The organism is Streptomyces sp. NPDC000348, assembly GCF_042898795.1.
GTDB lineage: Bacteria > Actinomycetota > Actinomycetes > Streptomycetales > Streptomycetaceae > Streptomyces.
Window position 1 is genome coordinate 14,099 of the sequence record NZ_JBIAZD010000011.1, and the last position, 21,030, is coordinate 35,128.

Sequence of the window (21,030 nt, forward strand, 5' to 3'; positions counted from 1 at the left end):
AAGAACCGACGTCGGGGAGCGCGGGTCCGGTTCCCGGGAAGCGGGATCCCCGGTGGGCGGTGAGCCGCGGGGCCGGGCCCTCGCAGGACCGCGGGAACGTCGACGCGGCCACCCGTGTGCTGTCGGCGCGCGACGACGCGCCCGCCGGCGGGGGCGAGGAGTCCGGCCGCCTGCGCGAGGCGGCGGCCGCGTGGGTCCGCCCGGCGGAGGCGGACGAGGACACGGACGGGGCGGAGGACGCCTCCGGGGCCGGTACGGCCGCAAAGGCGCCGGAGTCCGGCGCCTCCGGCGCCCAGGACGGGCCCGGGGCGGAGCCGGAGTCCGGCCGGGCGGACACCGCGGACGAGGACGCCTCCGGGCGGACGGCTGCCGCCGCGGGGCCGGAGGACGAGGCCGAGGGCGCTCCCGGGGACGCGACGGACGCCTCCACCGGCCAGGACGGCCCCGAGGACGCCGGGAGCGGGACGCCCACCGCCACGGCCGGCGCGTCCCGCACCGACGACGGGCCCGGCGCCGGCACGGACACGCACGCGCCGGAGCCCGCGGTCGACGCGTCCCGCGGCCAGGACGGGCCCGAGGAGGCCGGGAAGGCCGTCTCCGAGGCCGACGCGGACGCGGACGCGCCGCAGCCCGCCGCCTCCGCCCACAGCGCCCCCCGCGCCGGGAAGGGCCCCGAGGACGCCGGTACGGACACGGACGCGCCCGGGACCGCCGCCTCCGCGGGCGGGACGCCCCGCGACGGGGACGGGACCGGGGACAACGGAAAGGACGCGAATGCGTCCGGGACCACCGCCTCCCCGGGCGGGACTCCCCGCGACGGGGGCGGGCCCGGGGACAGCGGGAAGGACACGAACGTGCCCGGGTCCGCGGGCTCCCCGTCACGGGACGGGGACGCCGCGCGGGACGTGCCGGCCGCGGGGCCGGTCCCGGGGGCCCGGGGGGCGGCCGACGGCGCCTCCGCCGAGGACGACGAGGACACCGAGGACGACCGGCACGACGAGGACGAGCCCGGGGACGGGCCGGCGGCGGACGACGCCCCCGGGACCGGCGGTGCGAAGGGCGAGGGCCGGGGCGGCCGTCCGAAGGCCGGGGGGCCCGTCGATCAGCCCACCGCCGTCTTCCGGACCGGGCGGCCCTCCGCGCCGGCCGTGGACCAGCCCACCACCATGCTCAAGCTGGGCGCCGCGGGCCGCGCGGCCGAGACCGAGGCCGAGCGGACCAGCAAGTTCGTGGCGCTCAAGCGGGACGAGGACCTCGGCGTGCGCAAGCCGCCCGCCGCTCCCGCCGCTCCCGCCGGGGCCACCACCTCGCTCCCGCAGGTCGGCCCCGAGCGGACCACGCAGCAGCCGCTGCCGCCCAAGCCGCCGCTGGACCTGCTGGCCGAGCTGACCAACACCCCGCCGCCCCCGCAGACCCCGCTGCGGACGGCCGTGCGGCGGGTCAAGATCTGGGCGCCGCTGGTCGTGCTCCTCGTGATCGTCTTTGCGATCGTGCAGGCCGTACGCCCGCTGCCGAATCCCACCCTGGTGCTCACCGCGGAGGACACCCACACCTTCGACGGTGATCAGGTGAAGCTGCCCTGGCCGGACGAGGGCCAGGGCTGGATGAGCGGCGACGGCATCGGGGCGATGGACCACTTCGGTGAGCAGAAGCCGGTCGCCATCGGCTCGGTCGCCAAGACCATGACCGCGTACATCATCCTGCGCGAGCACCCGCTGAAGCCCGGTGAAGAAGGCCCGAAGATCGAGGTCGACGCGAGGGCCGAGGAGGAGGGCGGCTACGACAAGGACGGCGAGTCCACGCTCAACACCGTCAAGGCCGGCGACTTCCTCACCGAGAAGCAGGCGCTGTCGGCCGTCATGGTCCCCTCCGCGAACAACATCGCGCGTCTGCTGGCGCGCTGGGACGCGGGCTCCGAGGAGGCGTTCGTCAAGAAGATGAACGACACCGCCAAGGAGCTCGGGATGACCAACACGACGTACACCGACCCCTCGGGGCTGAAGGAGACCACCGTCTCCACCGCCGAGGACCAGACGAAGCTCGGCATCGCGGCCATGAGGATTCCGGCCATGGTGGCCATCACCAGCGCGGCCAGCTGGACGGACCCGACCGGGAAGTACTGGACCAACTACAACGAGCTGCCCTACACCATGGGCGCGATCGGCATCAAGACCGGCTCCACCACCAAGGCCGGCGGCAACCTGCTCTTCGCCGCCCGCAAGGAGGTGGGCGATCAGACGGTCATCGTCGTCGGCGCGATCCTCGGCCAGCACAAGGGCCCGTCGATCCTGAAGACGGTCAACGAGGTCAGCAAGCCCGCGCTGCGCGCCGCCCAGGAGGCGCTGACCTCGGCGACGATCCTGAAGAAGGGCACCGTCGTCGGATACGCGGACGACGGTCTCGGCGGCCGTACGCCCGTCGCCGTCACCGAGGACGTCAAGGCCGTCGGCTGGGCGGGCCTGTCGGTGAAGCTGACGTTCGCCGGGGGCGAGCTGCCGCACATCGCGAAGGCCGGCACCGAGGTGGGCACGCTCACCGTGGGCGACGGCACGAGCGGTGCGGTCAAGGTGCCGGTCGCGCTGCGGGAAGACCTGGTGGAGCCCGGCTTCACGGACAGGCTGACGCGCCTCACCTGATCCGGGAGCGTACGGAGCCGGCGGCCGCCGCCCACCCCGGGCGACGGCCGCCGGGCTGCGTGCTAGCGTCACGAAACGGGCAAGCAGACGGGACACGGGGAGTGCCTTCAGGTGGCCACAGCGGAGCCGACACGCGCCGACGACGCCGATCCGGACCCGGGTTCCGGCCCGCGAATACCGCCGACCGGGACACCACGGCCCCCCGAGGGCACCGAGGGCGCTGACGGCGCCGGGGGCGCCGGGGGCGCCGAGCGCACCCCCGGCGCCCTCAGGACCGCCGTCCTCGCCGTGCGCGCCCGCATGCTGCGGCACCCGGTGCTGTCCGTCACCGCGCTCGCCGGCCTGCTGCACATCGTCTGGTTCTTCACCTTCGCCAACAGCGGCGGCGATCTCGCCGCGCAGGACGCGTGGGCCGAGTTCGTCGGCCGGCACCCGGACTCCGCGTACAACCTCGCCTGGTACGGCGGTATGCACCCGGTGTCGTACAGCGTGGTGTCGCCGTACCTGATGTCGGTGCTCGGCGTGCGGACGACGATGATGGTCGCGGGCACGGTGTCGGCGGGGCTGCTGACGCTGGTGCTGATGCGCGGCCGGGTGGTGCGCAACCCCCTGTGGTCCGCGCTCGCGGGCGTGTTCGCCCTGCTGTGCAACGCGGCCTCGGGGCGGGTGACGTACGGGCTGGGCACGATGTTCGCGCTCGGCGCGGTCGCCGTCGTCTTCTGCTGGCCGCACCGGTGGCGTTACAAGCGCTGGGCGAAGGCCCTGTGCGCGGCCCCTTTGGCGGCGCTGGCGACCATGGCCTCGCCGGTCGCGGGCCTGTTCGTGGGCCTGGTGGCGGTGGCGCTGTTCCTGCAGAGGCGCCGGCCGGGGGCGTGGGCGCTGGGACTCGCGCCCACCGCGGTGGTGGCGGTGTCGGCCTGGCTGTTCCCGTTCTCGGGGACCCAGCCGATGGGCATCGGCTCGGTGATCCTGCCGCTGCTGTACTCGGTCCTGGTGTGCGTCCTGGTCCCCGCGGACTGGAGGACCGTACGGATCACGTCCGCGGTGTACGGGCTGGGGATCGTGCTGGTCTGGCTGATCAGCTCGCAGATCGGGTCGAACATGACCCGGCTGGCGATGCTGTTCGGCGGGGTGGTGCTGCTGGCGGCGCTGCCGTTCGCGGCGCCGAGGTCCGTCAAGTGGTACGCGATCGTCGTCGCGTTCGTCGGCTTCACCGGCTGGATCGGCTTCAAGTCGGTCGACGACGTCGTGCACACCACGCCGCGCGCGTCCTGGGCGCGCGAGCTGGCGCCGCTGGTGAACGAGCTCCAGGAGGTCGGCGCCGGGCGGGGCCGGGTGGAGGTCGTCCCGGCCCGTTCGCACCGTGAGGCGTCCGCCCTCGCCCCGTACGTCAATCTGGCCCGCGGCTGGAACCGGCAGGCCGACATGGAGCGCAATCCGCTCTTCTACGACGACACCCTCAACTCGGCGAACTACCGCGAGTGGCTGAAGCGCTGGGGCGTGCACTTCGTGGTGCTGCCCAAGGACGAGCCGGACGGCGACGGCGGCCAGCGGGAGCGGGAGCTGGTGCAGCGCGGGCTGCCGTATCTGAAGCAGATCTGGGGCGACGCCAACTGGCAGCTCTTCGCGGTGGACGAGCCGACGCCGCTGGCGGAGCCGGACACGGTCGTGGAGCGGGCCGAGCAGGGCGAGTGGACGCTGCGGGTGGAGAAGGCGGGCCGGATCCTGATCCGGGTCCCCTACTCGCCGTGGCTGGGCCTGGTCGACGCCGAGGGCAGGGCGCTGGAGCCGCCGCAGGAGACGGAGGGGTCCGAGGACCGTCCGGAGGGCGAGCCGAAGACGTACGAGAACGTCAACGGCTGTCTGATGGAGACGGAGGAGGACGCGCACGGCGACAAGTGGACGATGCTGCTCGCGCCGGAGCCGGGGACGTACCGCCTGGCGGCTCCGTACCAGTGGGACCGGGGCACCCCCTGCCCGGAGGAGCTGCGCTGACCCCGGGGGTCCCGGCCCTCCGACCTCATTCACGGATATGAACCAAGGTCAGCAAGTCGAACATTTTTACTTGCTCTTGACCTGACGCTTTCTTGTCATGATCGCGCCATAACGCCCACGATGAGCGGGCACTTCGCGGCCTTCCTCGTCCCTACCCCGCTCAGGCGAAGTGCCAACCAGCTGGGCGGAGTTCACAAGGAAGACCCTGGAAGGGGGGACATGAACAGTCTCGACTGGGCGGTTCTCATCGGCTACTTCGCCGTGATGGTCGGCATCGGTGTCTGGTCGCACAAGCGGGTGGACAACGTCAGCGACTTCTTCACGGCCGGCGGCAAGATGCCGTGGTGGCTCTCCGGCATCTCCCACCACATGTCGGGGTACAGCGCGGTGATGTTCACCGGCTACGCCGGCATCGCCTACACCTACGGCGTGACGTCCTTCGTCACCTGGTCGTTCCCCATCGCCTTCGGCATCGCCATCGGGTCGAAGCTGTTCGCCCCGCGGATCAACCGGCTGCGCTCCCGGCTCCACGTGGCCTCACCGCTGGAGTACCTGAAGAACCGCTACGACCTGAAGACCCAGCAGGCGCTGGCCTGGTCCGGCATGCTGCTGAAGATCGTGGACGTGGGCGCGAAGTGGGCGGCGATCGCCACCCTGCTGTCGGTGTTCACCGGCGTCTCGCTCAACCAGGGCATCCTCATCACCGGCGCGGTCACGGCGATCTACTGCACCATCGGCGGCCTGTGGGCGGACGCGCTGACCGAACTCGGGCAGTTCGTCATCCAGTTGCTGGCCGGCATCGCGATGTTCGTCGCGGTGGTGGTCGAACTCGGCGACCACGGCGGCTTCTTCGGGGCCTGGGACGAGCCGGAGCTCCAGGGCCACGGGGAGCCGCTGGTCGGACCGTACGGCACGATCTTCCTGCTGGCGTTCCTGTTCATCAAGCTGTTCGAGTACAACGGCGGCATGCTCAACCAGGCCCAGCGCTACATGGCCACCCCCAACGCCCGCGAGGCGGAGCGCTCGGCGCGGCTGTCGGCGGTGCTGTGGCTGGTCTGGCCGGTGGTGCTGTTCTTCCCGATGTGGATGTCGCCGCTGCTGGTGGAGTCCCAGAAGACGGACGGCTCCGACTCCTACGCCCTGATGACCGAGCAGCTGCTGCCGCACGGTCTGCTGGGCCTGGTCATCGTCGGCTTCTTCTCCCACACGATGGCCATGTGCTCCTCGGACGCCAACGCCATCGCGGCCGTCTTCACCCGGGACGTGGCGCCGGTGCTGTCGGCGAGGGCGCGGACGTGGGGCGAGCGGTCCGGCCTGCTCACCGCCCGCATCACGACGGTGGTCTTCCTCGGCCTGTCCATGGCGGTGGCGACCCAGGTCAACTCGCCGACGTTCAAGGACATCATCACGGTCGTCATCAAGTGGGTGGCCGGACTGATGGGCCCGATCGCCATCCCGATGATGCTGGGCCTGCTGCGGCCGTTCCGCCGCTCCGGCCCGACCGCGGCGCTCACCAGCTGGGGTCTGGGCCTGCTGGCCTTCTGGCTGGTGAACTACCCGATCCACTGGGCCGTCGACGGCGGCGTGCCGCTGGAGTACCAGGTCTCCGTCCCGCTGGCGGTCTCGCTGGTCCTCTACGTCCTGATCGGCTTCGTGAAGCCGGAGGACACCCCGGAGCGGATGGCGATCATCGAACGCGTCAACACCGACGGCGACGACGACTCGGCCGCGGCGGCGGTCCCGGTCCCCGCTCCGGCGGAGGGGGCCGCCCGGCTGAAGGACTAGCGGCCCCTCAGGCGCCCCGCGGGTACCTCGCCAGCCAGGCGGGGGACGCGCCGGCGGGCCCGTGCAGCGCGGGCCCCTGGGTCATCTCCATCGCGAAGTCGTCGGCGAGTTCCAGGATCGTGGGACGGCCCTCCAGCTCGGCCAGCCAGGCCGGCGGGAGGGCCGTCTCGCCGTGCAGCGCCCCGAGCAGCCCGCCGGCCAGCGCCCCGGCGGCGGCGCTGGGCCCGTCGTGGTTCACGGCCAGGCACAGCCCCTGCCGTACGTCCTCCCCCACCAGGGCGCAGTACACGGCGGCGGCGAGCAGCCCCTCGGCGGTGGCGTCCCCGACCAGCCCGGTGACCCGCCGCGACGTGGGCATCCCCTGCCGTACGGCGCCCAGCGCGTGCTGGAGCGCGTCCGACACCGGCTGATGACCGGGCAGGGCGGCCAGCAGCGCGAGCGCGCGCTGCACCGCCGTGTCCAGGCTCTCGCCCCGGGCCAGCGCGTGCACGGTCACGGCGTACGCGCCCGCGGCGAGACGGGCCACCGGGTGGCCGTGGGTCTGCGCCGCGCACTCCACGGCGAGCTGTGCGACGAGCTGCGGCTCCCAGCCGACGAGCAGCCCGAACGGCGCGGACCGGGCGGCGGCCTCGGGTCCCGCGGCACCGGGGTTCTTGGGCGCCTCGAGCGTCCCCATGGTCTCGTCCCCGAGCCCGAGCAGCAGCGCGCGGACGGGGTCCCGGCGGGCGTACAGCCACTCCTCGCGCGCCAGCCAGCCGTCCTCCTCGCGCCGCTCGTCCGGGCCCCAGTCCCGCTGGGTGACGGCCCAGCGCAGATACGCCCGGTGCAGGTCGGTCGGCGGGTGCCAGGCGCCGGTGTCGCGCCGCACCTGGGCGCGGATCAGGCCGTCCACCGAGAAGAGGGTGAGCTGGGTGTGGTGGGTGACGGCACCGCGCCGGCCGTAGGCGGGGGCGAGGTCGGCGAGGCCCTCCGCGCCGTGCGCCTGCCGGATCCCGTCGGCCGTCACCCCGTCCACGGGCGCGCCCAGCGCGTCCCCGAGGGCGACCCCGAGCAGCGTCCCGCGCACCCGGCTGCGGAAGTCCTGCTGCTCGCGACGCCCCCACACGGCCCCGGCGGTACCGCTCACCAAAGACCTCCCGGGTACCGTTCATACGTACGACGCGCAGCACTTTGACGTACTACCCGGCCCGAAGTCCAGGAATCCCGGAGCGAGTTGGCCGCCTCTTCCGGAGACCTCCCGTTTCACCGCGCCGCGCCGGGACATCCGTCCCGGTCCGGCGGGCACGCCACGGGGCGTTCCGCGGCTCCGCCCGCCCGGCGGCGACGACGGCACGCGCCCGACGGACACCCCGGCTCGAATCCTCCCGGGTAGGGCCCGGCGGACGGGGAATGAAACCGCCATGTCCACCACAACCTCACGCGGCGCGCTGTCCCTCACCGCGACGCTGCTCACCGCCTCCGTCGCCCTCTACATGGCACTGGTCGCCTTCGGCAACATCACGGACTTCGGGACGAACCGGGAATTCGTACGGCACGTGCTCGCCATGGACACCACGTTCGAGGACGACGACCTGATGTGGCGCGCGATCACCGACAGAAGCGTGCAGGACGCCGCGTACGTCGCGATCATCGTCTGGGAGACGGCCGCCGCGCTGGTCCTGACGTACGGCACCTGGCTCTGGGCCCGCCACGACCACCCGCGCGCCCGCCGCGTCTCCACCTACGGCCTGCTGATGGTGATGCTCCTCTTCGGCGCGGGCTTCATGGCGATCGGCGGCGAGTGGTTCGCGATGTGGCAGTCGGAGGACTGGAACGGCCTGGACGCGGCCCTGCGCGTCTTCGTCCTCAGCGGCGTGGTCCTGCTGGTCGACCAGCTGCCGTCGGGGGACACCGAGTAGCCGCACGTCACCGCGGCCCCCGCCACGCGCCCGCCGCGGCTACTCGACGACCCGGACCGTCGTGCCCGCCGCGCCGAAGGTCCACAGGGCCTTGCCGTCGGGCTTGGCGACGCGGATGCCGCCCGTCTGCGCGCCCGGGTCGGCGGGCGGGGGCGAGGAGCCGTCCACCGCGTTGGAGAAGGCGACGAAGACACCGGACTTCTGGGCGAAGTACATGATGTGCTCGACCGGGACGCCGTCGCTGCCGGTGGTGGCCTCGGTGCGCTTGCCGATCGCGTACGTGCCGGGGTCCGGGGCGACCGTGCCCGGCCAGACCGCGAAGGAGCGGCGGGGGGTGTCGCTGGCGTCGACCAGCCAGACCCGCTTCTCACCGAGGGAGTAGACGATCCGGCGGCCGGTGCCCGAGTCGGCCGGCACCGCCGCCGGTTTCTTCTCCTCCGGCTTGGCGGAGGGTTTCGCGTCCGCCGTCGCCGACGCGCTCGGCCGGGTCGTGGCGGCGGTGGGCTTCGTCCCCTGGTCCGCCTGGACCGCCAGGACCACCACCGCGGCAATCGCCCCCGTGGTCAGCCCGGTCACCCAGGCCCACGAAGGAAGACGGGCAGGCACCGGTACGCATCTCCTCAGCTACGGGTCCCGATCGAAGCCCACGGCACCCGATCGAACACGGTTCGGATCATCCTACTGCCAGCACCGGCGCTTCCCCGGCCCGTCTCAGTCCAGGACCGGCAGCAGCTCCGGCAGGTGGCCGTCGGAGGCCTCCGCCGCGCGGCGGCGCTCCTCGGGGACCTCGCCGTACAGGGTGGTGCGGGGCTTCGCCGGGCGGCCCGCGGCCTCCGCGACCGCGATCAGGTCCTTGACCGACTTGTAGGAACCGTAGGAGGAGCCCGCCATCCGCGAGATCGTCTCCTCCATCAGCGTGCCGCCGAGGTCGTTGGCGCCGGAGCGGAGCATCTGGGCCGCGCCCTCCGCGCCCAGTTTCACCCAGCTCGTCTGGATGTTGGGGATGTGCGGGTGGAGGAGGAGGCGGGCCATCGCCGTGACCGCGCGGTTGTCGCGGACCGTCGGGCCGGGGCGGGCGATGCCCGCCAGGTAGACGGGGGCGTTGGTGTGCACGAAGGGCAGGGTCACGAACTCGGTGAAGCCGCCGGTCCGCTGCTGGATGCCGGCCAGGGTGCGCAGGTGGCCGAGCCAGTGGCGGGGCTGGTCGACGTGGCCGTACATCATCGTCGAGGAGGAGCGGATGCCCAGCTCGTGGGCGGTGGTGATGACCTCGGTCCAGGTCGCCGCCGGCAGTTTGCCCTTGGTCAGGATCCAGCGGACCTCGTCGTCGAGGATCTCGGCGGCCGTGCCGGGGATGGTGTCCAGGCCGGCCTCCTTCGCCGCCGTGAGCCACTCCCGGATCGACAGGCCGGTGCGGCTCGCGCCGTTGACGACCTCCATCGGGGAGAAGGCGTGCACGTGCAGGCCGGGGACGCGTTCCTTCACCGCCTTCGCGATGTCGAAGTACGCGGTGCCGGGCAGGTCGGGGTGGATGCCGCCCTGCATGCAGACCTCCACCGCGCCCACGTCCCACGCCTGCTGGGCGCGGTCGGCGACCTGGTCGAGCGAGAGCGTGTAGGCGTCGGCGTCCGTGCGGCGCTGCGCGAAGGCGCAGAAGCGGCAGCCGGTGTAGCAGACGTTGGTGAAGTTGATGTTGCGGGTGACGATGTACGTCACGTCGTCGCCGACGGCCGATGTGCGCACGTCGTCCGCCACCTCGCACAGGGCGTCCAGGGCGGGTCCGTCCGCGTGCAGCAGCGCCAGGGCCTCCGCGTCGGTCAGCTTCGTCGGGTCGTCGGCCGCCGTGCGCAGCGCCTCGCGCACGTCGGTGTCGATGCGCTCGGGGACCATGCCGGGGGCGGCGGCCTCGCGCAGGGCGTCCCAGTCGCCGTACACCTCGTCGAAGTCGTCGCGGCGGTCGGCGGTGCGGCCCTCGGTGTCGATGGTGCGGTGCAGGTCGGTGCGGCCGGTCGCGGTGAACGCCTCGTCCGGCTCCTGCCAGGGCAGCCCCCGCGGGAGGGCGTCGGGGCGTGCCAGACCCGTGGCCGGGTCGGCGAGCGCGGTCACGTGCGGGCGCAGCCGCGGGTCCAGCCAGGGCTCACCGCGCCGTACGAACTCCGGGTAGACGCAGAGCCGTTCGCGTAGTTCGAAGCCGGCGGCCGCGGAGTGTGCGGCCAGTTCGTCGATCCGCGGCCAGGGGCGCTCGGGGTTGACGTGGTCGATGGTGAGCGGGGAGACGCCGCCCCAGTCGTCGATCCCGGCCGCGATCAGCCGCCCGTACTCGGCGTCGACCAGGTTCGGCGGGGCCTGGAGACAGGCGGAGGGGCCGAGGACCAGCCGGGCGACGGCGACCGCGGCGACCAGCTCGTCGAGTTCCGCGTCCGGCATGGAGCGCATCGCGGTGTCCGGCTTGGCGCGGAAGTTCTGGATGATCAGTTCCTGGATGCCGTGGTGGGCGCGGGAGACCTTCCGCAGCGCGAACAGCGACTCGGCCCGCTCCTCGTACGTCTCGCCGATGCCGAGGAGGATGCCGGAGGTGAAGGGGACCGAGGAGCGGCCCGCGTCCTCCAGGACCCGCAGCCGCACGGCCGGTTCCTTGTCCGGGGAGCCGTGGTGCGGGCCGCCGGGCTCGGACCACAGACGGGTGGCGGTGGTCTCCAGCATCATGCCCATGGAGGGCGCGACCGGCTTGAGCCGCTGGAAGTCCGTCCAGGTCAGGACGCCCGGGTTGAGGTGCGGGAGGAGTCCCGTCTCCTCCAGGATGCGGATGGAGATCGCCCGCACGTACGCGATCGTGTCGTCGTAGCCGTGCGCGTCGAGCCACTCGCGCGCCTCGGGCCAGCGGTCCTCCGGCTTGTCGCCGAGGGTGATGAGGGCTTCCTTGCAGCCGAGCGCGGCGCCCTTGCGGGCGATGTCCAGCACCTCGTCCGGCGACATGAACATCCCGTGCCCGGCCCGGCGCAGCTTGCCGGGCACGGTGACGAAGGTGCAGTAGTGGCACGTGTCCCGGCACAGCCGGGTCAGCGGAACGAAGACGCTCTTCGAGTACGTGATGACCCCGGGCCGTCCCGCCGCCTCCAGCCCCGCGTCCCGCACCCGGGCGGCCGAGGCGGAGAGGTCCTTCAGGTGCTCACCGCGCGCCTGGAGCAGGACCGCCGCCTCGGAGACGTCCAGGGAGACGCCGTCCCGGGCGCGTCTGAGGGCGCGCCGCAGGGAGTTCTCGGTGGGGCCGCCGGTTCCGGTGGTCACGGAAGTCGTCATCCTTTGAGCATACGTTCGGACTGATCAGGCCCCCTGCCCGTCCTCACCGGCTCCCCCGCCCGTCCACGAACGGCTGGAACGCGTCGAGCGCCCGCAGCACCTCCGCCTCCCCCTCCGGGGGCAGCTGCACCACGACCTCCTCGATGCCCAGCTCCGCGAAGTGGGCCAGCTTGCCCGCGCCGGGACGCACGGCGTACGGCACCACCTGGAGGGCGCCGGGGTCGCGGCCCGCGTCGGCCCAGGCGGTACGCAGCGCGGGCAGCGCCTCCGTCAGGCCCCGCCCGCCGATCGGCAGCCAGCCGTCGGCGTACTCGCAGATGTGCGCGAACAGCTTCGGCCCCGCCGCCCCGCCCACCAGCGTCCGCGGTCCGACCACCGGCCCGCGCGGCTTCTGCGCCGGCTTGGGGTGCGCGAAGCTCGCCCGTACGCTCCCGAACTCCCCCTCGTACGCCGTCGGTTCCTCCGCCCACAGCGCCCGCATCAGCCCCATCCGGTCCCGCACCAGCTCGCGCCGGGTGCGCCACTGCACCCCGTGGTCGGCGGCCTCCTCGACGTTCCAGCCGAAGCCGAGGCCCAGCGTGAACCGGCCGCCGGAGAGGTGGTCCAGGGTCGCGACCTGCTTGGCCAGGTCGATCGGGTCGTGCTGGGCGGCGAGCGTGATGCCGGTGCCGAGCCCCAGCCGCTCGGTGACGGCGGCGGCCTGGCCGAGCGCGACGAAGGGGTCGAGCGTGCGGCCGTACTCCCGCGGCAGCTCCCCGCCCGCCGGATACGGGCTGGTCCGCTCGACGGGGATGTGCGTGTGCTCCGGCAGGTACAGCCCGGCGAACCCGCGCTGCTCCAGCTCACGGGCGAGCCGGACCGGGGTGATCGTCTCGTCGGTGAGGAAGATCGTGACGGCGATGCGCATGGACGGCCTTTCGTACGCGGACGACGGACCCATCCATACCCGCACGGCCCCCGTCTGTCCATACCGACCGGTCGGCACCGCGCACGCGCACCGCGTCCGGACGGCAGCGCCGCCGTACGGGCCTTCGGGGCGGGGCCGCCGACGGTGCGGGGGATCCGGACGACTGAGGACGAACTGTGTGGGCCCGGTGACGGCCCGCCGTTCCCCGTGTGATCGCCGTCTCGCACGACTGCCGCTTCCGCCATGAACAAGGCAAACTGGCGTAGTTGCTCAGGATGCAGAGGGGGACTGGATGGACGGTGTGCCGCGGGGACCGGAGCAGCGGCGTCCCGGCTCCTCGACGGAGCCCGGGTCACTGCGCTTCGGCGTGCTCGGTCCGGTGCGCGCCTGGCGCGACGACGAGCCCGTCGCCACCGGAAGCCCTCAGCAACGGGCGCTGCTCGCCGCCCTGTTGCTGCGCGAGGGCCGTACGGCCACGGCGGCCGAACTCATCGACGCCCTGTGGGGCGAGGAGCCCCCGTCCCAGGCGCTGGCGGCGGTGCGCACCTACGCCTCCCGGCTGCGGAAGGTGCTGGACCCCGGGGTCCTGGTCAGCGAGTCCGGCGGCTACGCGGTGCGCGGACTCGGCGAGGGGGCGCTGGACCTCGCGGCGGCGCAGGAGCTGGCGGCGGAGGCGGAGAAGGCGCGGAACACCGGGGACCTGTGCCACGCGCGGGACGTGCTGACCCGCGCCCTGTCCCTGTGGGACGGCGAGACGCTGGCCGGGGTGCCGGGCCCGTACGCGGAGGCCCAGCGGGTCCGCCTGGAGGAATGGCGGCTCCAACTCCTGGAATCCCGGCTGGACATGGACCTGGAGCAGGGCTGCCACGCGGAGGCGGTCTCGGAGCTGACCGCGCTGACGGCGGCGCACCCGCTGCGGGAGCGGTTGCGCGAACTGCTGATGCTGGCCCTGTACCGCAGCGGCCGCCAGGCGGAGGCGCTCGCGGTGTACGCGGACACCCGCCGCCTCCTCGCCGACGAGCTCGGCGTGGACCCGGGCCCCGGCCTCCAGGAACTCCAGCAGCGCATCCTCCGGGCCGACCCGAACCTGGCGGAGCCGTCGGCCCCCGTGGCGGAACCGGGAGCCGTCCCCGTCCGCCCGGCCCAGCTCCCGGCGACGGTGCCGGACTTCACGGGGCGCACGTCCTTCGTACGGGAGCTGAGCGAGGTCCTCACGTCGGCGTCCGGCGACGAGGGCCGGGTGATGGCGGTGTCGGCGCTGGCGGGCATCGGCGGCGTCGGCAAGACGACGCTGGCGGTGCACGTGGCCCATGCGGCCCGCTCCTCCTTCCCGGACGGCCAGCTGTACGTGGACCTCCAGGGCGCGGGAGCACGGTCCGCGGAGCCCGAAACCGTCCTCGGCTCCTTCCTGCGCGCCCTCGGCACGGCGGACTCGGCGATCCCGGACTCGCTGGAGGAACGTGCGGCGCTGTACCGCTCGGTCCTGGACGGCCGCAAGGTCCTGGTCCTGCTGGACAACGCGCGGGACGCGGCGCAGGTGAGACCCCTGCTGCCGGGAACGGCGGGCTGCGCGGCGCTGGTGACGTCGCGGGTGCGGATGGTGGGCCTGGCCGGCGCGCACCTGGTCGACCTGGACGTGATGTCGCCGGAGGAGGCGCTGGCGCTCTTCACGAGGATCGTGGGCGAGGAGCGCGTGGCGGCGGAGCGCGAGGCCGCCCTGGACGTGGTGGCGGCGTGCGGCTTCCTGCCGCTGGCGATCCGCATCGCGGCGTCCAGGCTGGCGGCACGGCGCACGTGGACGGTCTCGGTCCTGGCGGCGAAGCTCGCCGACGAACGCCGCAGGCTCGACGAACTCCAGGCGGGCGACCTGGCCGTGAAGGCGACCTTCGAGCTGGGCTACGGGCAACTGGAGCCCGCCCAGGCCCGGGCGTTCCGGCTGCTGGGGCTGGCGGACGGCCCAGACATCTCGCTGGCGGCGGCAGCGGCGGTCCTGGACCTCCCGGCGGAGGACACGGAGGACCTGCTGGAGTCCCTGGTGGACACGTCCCTGCTGGAGTCGGCGGCGCCGGGGCGGTACCGGTTCCACGACCTGGTGCGGCTCTACGCGCGTGCGTGCGCGGAGAGGGACGAACAGCCGCCGGGCGAGCGGGAGTCGGCGCTGTCGCGGGTGCTGGACTTCTACCTGGCGACGGCGGTACAGGTGTACGCCATCGAGCGGCCGGGCGACCGGACCGTCGCGCACCTGGAGAAGGGCCGGTTCACGGGCGAGGAGTTCGCCGACGCCTCGAAGGCGCTGGACTGGTTGCACGCGGAAGCCGGGCCGCTCCTGGCCTGCGTGCAACAGTCCCTCGAGGCCCCCATGCTGCGGCGCGCCGTCGACCTGCTAGTGGTCACCATCGACCTGGCGGAATCCGGGGCCGACTCCCGCCAGTACCAGAAGACAGCGATCGCCGCGTGTGACGCCGCCGCCGCTCTGGGAGAGGCACAAGCCGAAATGCGGGCGCGTATCACCCTGGCTCAAGTGCTCAGTCAGGCGGGCCGGTTCGAAGCCGCCGAAGAAGAGGCCCGGCGCGCCGACGCGCTGCTGCGCGGCGCGGACGACCCGTGGGCGAGGAGCACCGCCCCCAACCAGCTGGGCATCATCGCCCTGTGCACGGCCCGTTACGCGGACGCCGAGGAGTACTTCCTCAGGGCGATCGACGCCTTCCGCGCCGACGACAACACGCCGGGTGAGGCGAGCGCGGTCTGCAACCTCTCCCGCACCCTGGCCTCGATGGACCGCAGTCCCGAAGCCGTTGAACTGGCGCAGCGGGGCATCGAGATCTACGACGAGCTGGGGTTGTCCGTACGCCTGGCGAACGCCAGGTACGCCTCCGGCATCGTGCTCACCCAGGCGGGGCGGTCGGCCGAGGCACTCGTCCAGCTCGACGAGGCGCTGCGCATCTTCGCGGAGAACCGGCAGTCCCTCTGGCAGGGCACGACCCACTACCGCATCGCGGAGGTCCACCTGAGGGCCGACCGCCCGGCACGGGCCGCCCAGCACGCCGAACAGGCCCTGGCGATCGGCTGCATCGGGGGCGACTGGATGCGGGCCAACGCCCTGACCGTGCTCGGCAGGGCGCTGGACGCCCTCGGTCAGGCGGACCGGGCCCGTGCGTGCTGGCGCGAGGCCCTGACCATCTACGACGAGGCGGGCTCCACCGAAGCGGTCCAGGTACGCCGCCTGCTCACTCCGCTCTCCGCCGCCTGACGCCGGGAACCGCGTTCATCGAATGTTTATGCCTGCCTGCGACTCTCATGGAACGGATCCGTCGCGTCGGGGGGCAGGCGGTTCCACGGGGTCTCACCTCTAGTCTGAGACCCGCTGGACCGCCCGTTCGGTAGCCCTCGGGGGAGTTGCCGAACGGGCGTTTCGGACCGCACAACCCTGTCTACCTCTAGGGGGTACATGCCATGAGCGAAGCCAAGAAGGACCCGGAGATCACCACGCTCGACCAGCACGCGCCCGCGCCGCCGAGCAAGGACTCCGAGATCACCACGCTCGACCAGCACGCCCCCGCGCCGCCGAGCATCGGCGAGGTCACCACGCTCGACCAGCACGCACCGGCCCCGCCCGCCCTGGACCTGGACGGCCGGTAAGGGGTCGAGGGCACGTCCATCCCGACGGGGGATCGGCCGCGGCGGCGCGGAGGGGGAGCCGTCGCGGCCGACGTGTGTCCGCACAGGTTTCTGGTCAGCCTTTGACGCGAACTGTTCGAATTACTCGAATAACTGGTCGCGCTCGCCCTCATGTCACTTTCCGTACGGATCTACTCTTCCACGACAGGAGTACCAATGACCCGCACCAAGAAGGTTCTCGCCACCATCGCCCTGGTCCTCGGTATCACCGGGGCCGTCGCGAGCCCGGCGCTGGCCGACAACCACGCGCCGGTGAGCCCTCAGGACGGTGTCGTGGCGCCGCTCGACAGCCACATGCCCTGACGCATCGCCCGACCACCGATGGGGCCGAGGGAAACCTCGGCCCCATCGTCGTACGCCCCGCCCTGATCTACGCACCGTCCAGCTCACACCGCACCGTGTTCAGCTCGGCGGAGTGCGCGCAGCGTGTGCGGGCCGGGACTTGAGCAGCGTCCGCCGGCGGGCGAGCAGCTACAGCAACGGCAGCGGCGGTGACTGCGGCGAGGTCGCCGTCGGCCTCCCGGATGTGGTTCCCGTACGCGACTCGAAGCAGTCCGGGGCCGAGGCCGGGGCCGGGCTCGTGCTGCTCTTCCGGGCGGCCGCGTGGGGCGCGTTCGTGGACGGGATGCGGCACTGAGGTCGGGTCGGGGGCGGGGCGGCCACTGGGTTATCCACAGGCGCGGGAGGTTCCTGCCCCGTATCGGCGAGACTGCCGTCGTGGAACAGGTGGGGCCCAGGGCCGATCTGCGGGCGCTGGCGCAGGGAGGCGTGCTGCTCACCGCGCGGGCGCTGAACGCCGGGTGGCCGCAGAGTTCGCTCACCGCGCGACTGCACGCGGAGGGATGGACCCGCGTGCAGAACGGGGCGTGGGTCGTGCCGGGGAAGGTGATCGACCTCGGCGTGCGGCTGAGGGTGACCCAACTCCTCACTCCCCGGCTCGTCGTGAGTCACCACTCGGCTGCTCGGCTCTGGCAGATCGAGACGCTGGGTGCGGGCTCGGCGGAGCGGGTCGAGTTCACGGATCCCGGCCTCAGCTTCCGGGGCAGGCTCACGGGAGTCCGCGTGCATCGCCTGCCCCTCGTCGGGACGGATGTCGAATACCGGGGCGGGCTGCGCGTCACCGACGTACCCCGGACCCTCGCCGACCTGCTGCGGAGCGGCGGGAGGGACAACGCGTTGGTGGCCGTGGAGTCCGCGCTCGGCTACCGCAGGGTCGCCGGAGTGCGCCCGCACCGCCCCCGCCCCGCCCCCGCCCCCGCCCCGCCGGAGTGTGCCCGCACCGCCTGCCCACCGCCCACCCGCCGCTCGCCGCCCACCCCCACCCGCCGCTCGCCGCTGAACCGGCCCGGCGTGCAGGCGAGGCGCGAGCGCGACCGCGGACCCCGCCCACCCCGTAACCGACGGCAGGTCGCCGACGTGCCCGGCCCCCGCTTTCCTCCGGCCGCTCGCTCGCTTCTCCCTCGTGCTGGAGCGGGCCGGGTCAAGGGTGGCCCGGAGGGCCATCGCCGAAGGCGACGCGGAGTGGAGCGCAGCGGAACGCGGCGCCCTTGACGCGGGTCGCGGAAGCACGACACTGACGAAGAAGCGAGTGGCCCGACGGCCGCTTGTGGTCCCCGGTCGGGTCAGCCGGCCGGCTCGGCGATCATGTCGGGTTCGCATGCGGCGATCCGGGTCACGTCCTCGTCGCCGATCTCCACCCGGATCGGCACCGTCCCGGTCCCGGGTACGGCGACGTCCTGGGAGCGGGTGAGGACCTCCGCGCCGGTCTCGTCCTCGAACCTCACGGTGACGGTGAAGACGCCGTCCGCGGTGTTCTGGTTGGTGACCTCGACCGTGGCGTACGGGGTCTCCTTCGAGGCGCAGTCCACCAGGCTCACCAGGGCGCCCTGCTCGGACGAGGAGGCGCTTCCGCCGCTGTCCCCCGCGTCCCCGTCGGAACCGTGGTCGCCGCCGGAGCCGGAGCCGTAGTCGTCGTCATCGTCGTAGTCCCGGTGCGAGCCGCCGCCCGAGCTCGACGAGTCGTGGTTCTGGCCGGAGCTGCTGCATCCGCCGCCTCCCCCGTCGCCGCCGCCGTGGCCTCGGCCGGTCGAGAAGCCGGTGAGGGTGAGGACGACGAGTGCCGAGACCGCGGTGAGCCTGAGTGTGTTCCCCCGGGGATGCATGGCCGTCAGGCTATCGATCTTCGTGTCACGAACATGTCACCGCCTGGCGACCGTCGCGTACCCGGCGTAGCGTCTGCGGTGGGAGCGGCTGGCCGCCGCTCCCCGCAGCGACGGCCGCCGTCCGACACCCCTTCCGTACACCCCGGCGCGACGGCCGTCCGCGGTACGCGTCCCCCCGAGGACCCGCGCCCTACGCCGTCCGCGCCGTCCCCGTGCCCTTCTCCGCGTCTAGCGCGTACACGCAGCGGTCCTTGCTGCACGCGTACACCACGCCGTCCCGGACCACCGGGGAGCCGGTGATCTCGCCGCCGGTCGCCAGCTTCCACCTCAGGCGGCCGTCGTCGGCCTTCAGGGTGTAGAGCAGGTGGTCGCTGGAGCCGAAGTGGATGCGGCCCTCCGCGACCGCGGGCGCGCCCACGATCTCGCCGCCGGACTGGAAGCGCCACTTGGGCGTGCCGGTGACCGCGTCCAGGGTGTACAGGCCCTTGCCGCTGCCCACGTGGACGTGGCCCGCGGCGACCAGGACCGGTTCGACGGAGGCGCGGGACTCGGTGGCGATGCGCCAGCGGTCGCGGCCGTCGGTGGCGTCGAGGGCGTAGACCGTGCCGAGGTAGTCGGCGAGGTAGAGGCCGCCGCCGGTGACCGCCGGGCCGGGGACGAACGCGGGCGGGGCGAGGAAGACCGCCGGGGCCTCGAAGTGCCAGCGGACGTGGCCGGTGGCGACCTCCAGGGCGAGGACGCGGGTGCCGGCGCAGACGTAGACGTGGCCGTCGGGGGCGTGCGTCACCCGGACCGGCACCCCGCCGCAGGAGGCCGCGTCGCCGATGGGGTACGACCAGCGCTCGTCGCCGGTGCGGGCGTCGAGGGCGCGCAGGCGGGCGTCCTGCCAGACGTAGACCGTGCCCTCGTGGACGGCGGGGCCGGCCTCGGGGGTCTCGAAGTCGCTCTGGCAGCCGGTGACCTCCCACAGCTTCCGGCCGGTGGACGCCTCCCACGCCTGGACGCCGCCGCCGCGCGTGCCGGTGACGACGGTGCCGCGGTCGGTCTTGAGGGAGTACACCCAGGCGTCCGTGGACAGCCGCCACAGGTCGCCGCCCTCGCGGGCGTCGAGGGCGAACAGGGTGGGTCCGTCGGAGGCGTGGATACGGCCGTCGGCGACCGCCATCGACCAGGCGACGTCGCGGGTCTTGAAGCGGCGCCGGCCGGTGGCGACGTCGAGGGCGTGCACCTCGAAGGAGGTGACGTAGACGAGGTCGCCGTCGACGGCCGGGGTGCCCCAGACGTCGTTGGACATGCGGAAGCGCCACGGGCGCCAGCCGCCGGGCTGCTCCGGCGGCACGGTGGGCGCGGCGGGCGCCGGTACGGCCGGGTCGGCGCCGTTGACGCCGGGGCGGGGCTTGGACCAGGTGGCGGCCAGGGCGGCGGCCGGCGGGGGTGCCTTGACGGCGGCCGCGCGCGTGTCGGCGACGCGCGGGCCGGGTCCGATGGGCACCGGCAGACCCGCCAGCCGTACGGGGCCGGCGTCGGGGGTGCCCACCGGGGCGGCCACCGGCGCGCCCACCGGCGCGGGCATGGACGGGGGCGGCGGCGGGACGACCGGGTCGTGCGGGGGCGGCGGGGGAACGTGGGGGCGGGCCCCGCCCGCGCTGCGGCCGCCCCCCGCGGGCCTGACCGCCGTCCGGCCGCCCCGGCGCGTCTCGATCAGGCTCACCGCCCGCTCGGGCAGCCACGCCGACGCCGTGCCGCTGTCGTCGGAGCCGGAGCCGAACAGGTGCGGGGCGAGCTGGGCCTGGAGGTCGGCGGGGTTGGGCCGGGCCGTCGCCTCCATCTGCATGCAGGCCTCGATGAGCGGGCGCAGCTCGTCCGGGAGGCCTTCGAGGTCCGGGCCCTCGCGCAGCAGCATGAAGACGGTCTCGACGGGGTTGGCGCCGTGGAACGGCGGATGTCCCGTGGCGGCGAAGACCAGCATCGAGCCGAGCGAGAACACGTCGCTCGCGCCGGTGACGCTGCGGGAGTCCTTGGCCTGCTCCGGGGACATGTAGGCGGGGGTGCCGACGGCGACGTTCGTCATCGTCAGGCGGGTGTTCGAGACGCCGGAGGCGATACCGAAGTCGATCACCCGGGGGCCGTCCTCGACGACGAGGACGTTGGAGGGCTTCAGGTCGCGGTGGACCAGTCCGGCGCCGTGGATCGACTGGAGCGCCTCCGCGACGCCCGCCGCGAGCCAGCGCACCGCCTGGGCCGGGAGCGGCCCGCACTCGTTCACTATCTCCTCGAGGGAGGGCGCGGGAACGTACGCGGTGGCCAGCCACGGCACGGCGGCGCGCGGATCGGCGTCCACGACGGCCGCCGTGTAGAAACCGGAGACCGCGCGGGCCGCCTCGACCTCGCGTGTGAAGCGGACCCGGAACAGCTGGTCCTCGGCCAGTTCGGTCCGGACCGTCTTGATCGCCACCCGCCGCCCGGACGCCGAGCGCGCGAGATAGACCAGCCCCATGCCGCCGGCTCCCAGCCGTCCCAGCACCTCGAACGGCCCGATACGCCGCGGATCGTGCTGCGTCAGCTGATCCACCACTTGCCTGCCACCTCCCCGTACGAGTCGCGCCACCACCTGTGCCCGCGACCGTAGTGCAGCGTCTCACCACCGCACCGCCGTGGCGGCACGCCCC

General features: G+C 73.5%; 15 protein-coding genes. 9 read left to right on the plus strand and 6 right to left on the minus strand.

The window, feature by feature from the left end; genetic code table 11:
- The first annotated feature begins 59 nt into the window (after nucleotides 1-59).
- From ACFY3N_RS21810 to ACFY3N_RS21820, 3 genes are all read left to right on the plus strand, one after another.
- Complete coding sequence (locus ACFY3N_RS21810) at nucleotides 60-2,636, plus strand: D-alanyl-D-alanine carboxypeptidase (RefSeq protein WP_390818350.1); 2,577 nt, start codon at nucleotides 60-62, stop codon at nucleotides 2,634-2,636.
- 111 nt (nucleotides 2,637-2,747) lie between these two features.
- The gene (locus tag ACFY3N_RS21815; protein ID WP_390818351.1) at nucleotides 2,748-4,631 is read left to right on the plus strand and encodes an MFS transporter; all 1,884 of its coding nucleotides are present in this window, start codon (nucleotides 2,748-2,750) and stop codon (nucleotides 4,629-4,631) included.
- Between the two features lie 219 nt (nucleotides 4,632-4,850).
- Nucleotides 4,851-6,416, plus strand: coding sequence for a sodium:solute symporter family protein (locus ACFY3N_RS21820; RefSeq protein WP_390818352.1), 1,566 nt, complete (start codon nucleotides 4,851-4,853; stop codon nucleotides 6,414-6,416).
- Between the two features lie 7 nt (nucleotides 6,417-6,423).
- On the opposite strand, the gene ACFY3N_RS21825 is transcribed toward ACFY3N_RS21820, so the two are convergent.
- The gene (locus ACFY3N_RS21825; RefSeq protein ID WP_390818353.1) at nucleotides 6,424-7,542 is read right to left on the minus strand and encodes an ADP-ribosylglycohydrolase family protein; all 1,119 of its coding nucleotides are present in this window, start codon (nucleotides 7,540-7,542) and stop codon (nucleotides 6,424-6,426) included.
- Between the two features lie 274 nt (nucleotides 7,543-7,816).
- Between ACFY3N_RS21825 and ACFY3N_RS21830 the strand changes: the two genes are divergently transcribed.
- Entirely contained in the window at nucleotides 7,817-8,314 is a 498-nt protein-coding gene (locus tag ACFY3N_RS21830; protein ID WP_390818354.1) for a DUF2165 domain-containing protein, read from the plus strand.
- Between the two features lie 39 nt (nucleotides 8,315-8,353).
- Here the strand turns inward: ACFY3N_RS21830 and ACFY3N_RS21835 are convergent, their stop codons facing one another.
- From ACFY3N_RS21835 to ACFY3N_RS21845, 3 genes are all read right to left on the minus strand, one after another.
- The gene (locus ACFY3N_RS21835) at nucleotides 8,354-8,920 is read right to left on the minus strand and encodes a hypothetical protein (protein WP_390818355.1); all 567 of its coding nucleotides are present in this window, start codon (nucleotides 8,918-8,920) and stop codon (nucleotides 8,354-8,356) included.
- Nucleotides 8,921-9,025: 105 nt separating this feature from the next.
- Nucleotides 9,026-11,614 carry a bifunctional FO biosynthesis protein CofGH gene (locus ACFY3N_RS21840; protein ID WP_390818356.1) on the minus strand — a complete coding sequence of 863 codons (2,589 nt, stop codon included), beginning with the start codon at nucleotides 11,612-11,614 and terminating at the stop codon, nucleotides 9,026-9,028.
- 43 nt (nucleotides 11,615-11,657) lie between these two features.
- Nucleotides 11,658-12,521, minus strand: a complete 864-nt coding sequence (locus ACFY3N_RS21845; RefSeq protein ID WP_390818357.1) for an LLM class F420-dependent oxidoreductase — start codon at nucleotides 12,519-12,521, stop codon at nucleotides 11,658-11,660.
- Nucleotides 12,522-12,813: 292 nt separating this feature from the next.
- Here ACFY3N_RS21845 and ACFY3N_RS21850 point away from each other — a divergent pair, with 292 nt between their 5' ends.
- The 5 genes from ACFY3N_RS21850 to ACFY3N_RS21870 all read left to right on the plus strand — a co-directional run bounded on the left by ACFY3N_RS21850 (nucleotide 12,814) and on the right by ACFY3N_RS21870 (nucleotide 17,750).
- Nucleotides 12,814-15,771: a BTAD domain-containing putative transcriptional regulator gene (locus ACFY3N_RS21850; RefSeq protein WP_390818358.1), complete on the plus strand. Its 2,958-nt coding sequence runs from the start codon at nucleotides 12,814-12,816 to the stop codon at nucleotides 15,769-15,771.
- 203 nt (nucleotides 15,772-15,974) lie between these two features.
- Nucleotides 15,975-16,160: a sigma-like protein gene (locus ACFY3N_RS21855; protein WP_390818359.1), complete on the plus strand. Its 186-nt coding sequence runs from the start codon at nucleotides 15,975-15,977 to the stop codon at nucleotides 16,158-16,160.
- Nucleotides 16,161-16,355: 195 nt separating this feature from the next.
- Nucleotides 16,356-16,502 (plus strand): hypothetical protein, encoded by a 147-nt coding sequence (locus ACFY3N_RS21860; RefSeq protein WP_390818360.1) that lies wholly within the window; start codon nucleotides 16,356-16,358, stop codon nucleotides 16,500-16,502.
- A 139-nt stretch (nucleotides 16,503-16,641) separates the two neighbouring features.
- Nucleotides 16,642-16,836: a DUF397 domain-containing protein gene (locus ACFY3N_RS21865; RefSeq protein ID WP_390818361.1), complete on the plus strand. Its 195-nt coding sequence runs from the start codon at nucleotides 16,642-16,644 to the stop codon at nucleotides 16,834-16,836.
- A gap of 80 nt (nucleotides 16,837-16,916) precedes the next feature.
- Nucleotides 16,917-17,750 carry a hypothetical protein gene (locus ACFY3N_RS21870; protein ID WP_390818362.1) on the plus strand — a complete coding sequence of 278 codons (834 nt, stop codon included), beginning with the start codon at nucleotides 16,917-16,919 and terminating at the stop codon, nucleotides 17,748-17,750.
- Nucleotides 17,751-17,821: 71 nt separating this feature from the next.
- Here ACFY3N_RS21870 and ACFY3N_RS21875 read toward each other — a convergent pair whose 3' ends face one another.
- Together ACFY3N_RS21875 and ACFY3N_RS21880 are read right to left on the minus strand one after the other, a co-directional pair.
- Nucleotides 17,822-18,361, minus strand: a complete 540-nt coding sequence (locus ACFY3N_RS21875) for a hypothetical protein (protein WP_390818363.1) — start codon at nucleotides 18,359-18,361, stop codon at nucleotides 17,822-17,824.
- Nucleotides 18,362-18,551: 190 nt separating this feature from the next.
- The gene (locus ACFY3N_RS21880; protein ID WP_390818364.1) at nucleotides 18,552-20,936 is read right to left on the minus strand and encodes a PQQ-binding-like beta-propeller repeat protein; all 2,385 of its coding nucleotides are present in this window, start codon (nucleotides 20,934-20,936) and stop codon (nucleotides 18,552-18,554) included.
- Nucleotides 20,937-21,030 lie beyond the last annotated feature (94 nt).

Bases quoted from the DNA above. Each gene is read 5' to 3' on its own strand.
- ACFY3N_RS21820 (WP_390818352.1), top strand. From the start codon at position 4,851: ATGAACAGTCTCGACTGGGCGGTTCTCATCGGCTACTTCGCCGTGATG.
- ACFY3N_RS21830 (WP_390818354.1), top strand. From the start codon at position 7,817: ATGTCCACCACAACCTCACGCGGCGCGCTGTCCCTCACCGCGACGCTG.
- ACFY3N_RS21840 (WP_390818356.1), bottom strand. From the start codon at position 11,614: ATGACGACTTCCGTGACCACCGGAACCGGCGGCCCCACCGAGAACTCC.
- ACFY3N_RS21845 (WP_390818357.1), bottom strand. From the start codon at position 12,521: ATGCGCATCGCCGTCACGATCTTCCTCACCGACGAGACGATCACCCCG.
- ACFY3N_RS21850 (WP_390818358.1), top strand. From the start codon at position 12,814: ATGGACGGTGTGCCGCGGGGACCGGAGCAGCGGCGTCCCGGCTCCTCG.
- ACFY3N_RS21855 (WP_390818359.1), top strand. From the start codon at position 15,975: ATGAGCGAAGCCAAGAAGGACCCGGAGATCACCACGCTCGACCAGCAC.
- ACFY3N_RS21860 (WP_390818360.1), top strand. From the start codon at position 16,356: ATGACCCGCACCAAGAAGGTTCTCGCCACCATCGCCCTGGTCCTCGGT.
- ACFY3N_RS21875 (WP_390818363.1), bottom strand. From the start codon at position 18,361: ATGCATCCCCGGGGGAACACACTCAGGCTCACCGCGGTCTCGGCACTC.